This window comes from Microbacterium sp. Bi128 (assembly GCF_918698205.1).
Genome location: NZ_CAKKMM010000805.1, coordinates 1 through 2,298 on the forward strand (window position 1 = coordinate 1; position 2,298 = coordinate 2,298).

Here is a 2,298-nt window from a genome sequence, read left to right on the forward strand (position 1 = left end):
AGNGTCAGATATGTATAAGAGACAGGCGTTCTCCGTCCGGTCCCTTACCGCACCCGCGTGCGCCGTCCCTGATGCAGCACCGATCACGCCGGCACTGCCCACAAAACCGCGGACCCCAGCACCGCCCGCGGCAGCACCACCGATGCCGGCAGGCTCCATCGCGGCACCTTCCGCCCCGCCGTCGGCGCTTTCATCCATTCCGCCGCCCACCCATGGTGACGCCGCGGTGAACATCCGGGCCCGCCGGTCCACGCCGAACTTGGGGTCAGGGCCCACGAAGCGCACGATTCCCGCCCGGGCCAGTGCCGCGAGCTGCGCGGAGCGCAGCGCCGGCGGACCGCTCGCCAGGCCTTCCACGAATGATTCGAACCAGCCCCGGAGGCCCGCGACCCAGGATTCGTCCGTGATGCCGCTATCGGCCACAGCGGTCTTGAGCACGGCCCGGCCGTGGTGCAGCGCGCCGATCGCCATCTTCACCGGATCGTCCTCACCAAGGGCCGAGCGCCGGGCGTCGTCGAGCAGGTAGTCGACGACGGCGGCGTCCAGTTCGGCTCTGGAGTCAAACGAGCGCCCGGCCAGGGGCGCCGCGAGGCCGAGCAGGTCCAGGCGGTGGGATGCCCGGACATGGACGGCAATCACCGATTCCGCCGTGTGCTCCCATTTGACGGTCGAGTGAGCGTGCGGCCGCAAAGACTCGTCCAGGGCGCGCAGGAACTCGGCCGGGCCGGTCAGGATGGCATCGGGCTGCGAGCGCGCGAGCGTGGAGTAGTAGGCCCAGACCGCGTCCCGGTGCAGGAGCGGCCAGAGGTCGTAGTCGAAGGAGGGCCGGATTCCGGAGTCGGCGAACTTCGCGATCGCGCCCTCAGTGCAGTAGCGCAGCCGGACCGTTCCGGGGTAGTAGCCGGTGAGTGTCGCCTTCGCCCGGTAGGGGGTGCCGCGGCGTGAGGCGGCGATGATGAGCGGTTCGCGGCCGGACGGCAGATACGTCAGTTCAGCGTTGCCCTCTCCGGCAACGAACCGGCCGCCGCGCCCTTCCGTCAGCTGTCCCATCACGTCAAAGAAGTTCAGACCCATGCCGCGCACCAGGACAGGTTTGCCTCCCGGCACCCGGGACCAGTCGACGTCGGCGGGCGCCGCCGGCGGCACGTACAGGAGACCGAGTTCCTCCGCCGCGGAAAGCAGCTCCCGCTGTTCAGGGTTCAACCGCGCGTCGAGGTGGCCCACGGCCAGCACCACAGAGTCGACGGTAAGTACGGTGCCGTCGTCGAGCACGACGTCGAACCGCACCGCAGCGTCCTTCGCGCCGGCCGGCCCGGAGGCGGCCAGGTCCGGGCCCGGCGCCGCGGCGGCCTCCGCGGCGGCGTGGCGGACGGACGTCGCCCTCGCCGCGTGGAAGTCCACGCTGACGCCGGCCGGCAGCACGGTGAGCAGTTCCTCGAGGGTGGACCGCAGGTAACGGCCGTAAAGGGCCCGGCTGGGGAAGTCCGCCTCGCCGAGCCGTGAGAGCTCGGCACGTTCGTCGTCAGTGAGCGAAGGGTGCGGGTGGGCCTGCTGGAGTTCGCGCCACTGGTCGAATGTGCGCCCGGCCAGGGGCGGCACGAGTTCCGGGTCTTCGGGGACCACGGTGGGATAGAAGGACTGCGTGTTCATCAGGTACAGCCGCGACTGTCCGGGCTGCCAGACGTGCCCCGGGCCCGCCGGATAAGGGTCCACCACGTCGATGTGCAGGGTGCCCGCGGAGCCGGCGGAGGCCCAGTTGGCGAGGAGCCGTTCCAGCACGCTCGTGCCCCGGGGACCGGCGCCTATCACTGCCGTCCGGATGCTTCGAGATATGCCCACGGCATCCAGCGTATCGGCAACCGGCCGCAGGCTTGACCTCGGTGTGACTTGCCACTGCCGCACCGATGTTCTTGGATTGGAAAATGACCACCACAGAAGCTGACCACCCGTCCGCGTCCGGCGAGGCCACCGGCGCCCTCCCTGCTGGAGGGACTTCCCCCGAACCCGTCGACGAAAACATCTGGCTGGAGGACATCTACGGCCAGGAGCAGCTGGCGTGGGTCCGTGAACAGAACGCCCGCACCGAGGAGCTCCTCGAGGACGCCGACTACACCGATCTGGAAGGCCGGATCCTGGAGGTCCTCGACTCCACCGACCGGATCCCCATGGTGGGCAAGCACGGCGAGTGGTACTACAACTTCTGGAAGGACCGGGACAACCCCCGGGGCCTGTGGCGGCGCACCAGCTGGGACAGCTACCGGGCCGGGACCCACGAGTGGGATGTGCTTCTGGATGTCG

1 protein-coding gene and 1 pseudogene are annotated in these 2,298 nt (G+C 69.7%); one reads left to right on the forward strand and one right to left on the reverse strand.

Annotated features, from left to right (window positions below; translation table 11 throughout):
* On the reverse strand, nucleotides 1–1,839 hold a 1,839-nt coding region (locus tag LQV45_RS26495; RefSeq protein ID WP_230009691.1), incomplete at its 3' end, for an FAD/NAD(P)-binding protein.
* 83 nt (nucleotides 1,840–1,922) lie between these two features.
* Between LQV45_RS26495 and LQV45_RS26500 the strand changes: the two are divergent.
* Nucleotides 1,923–2,298, forward strand: a pseudogene (locus LQV45_RS26500) (S9 family peptidase); the annotation flags it as partial.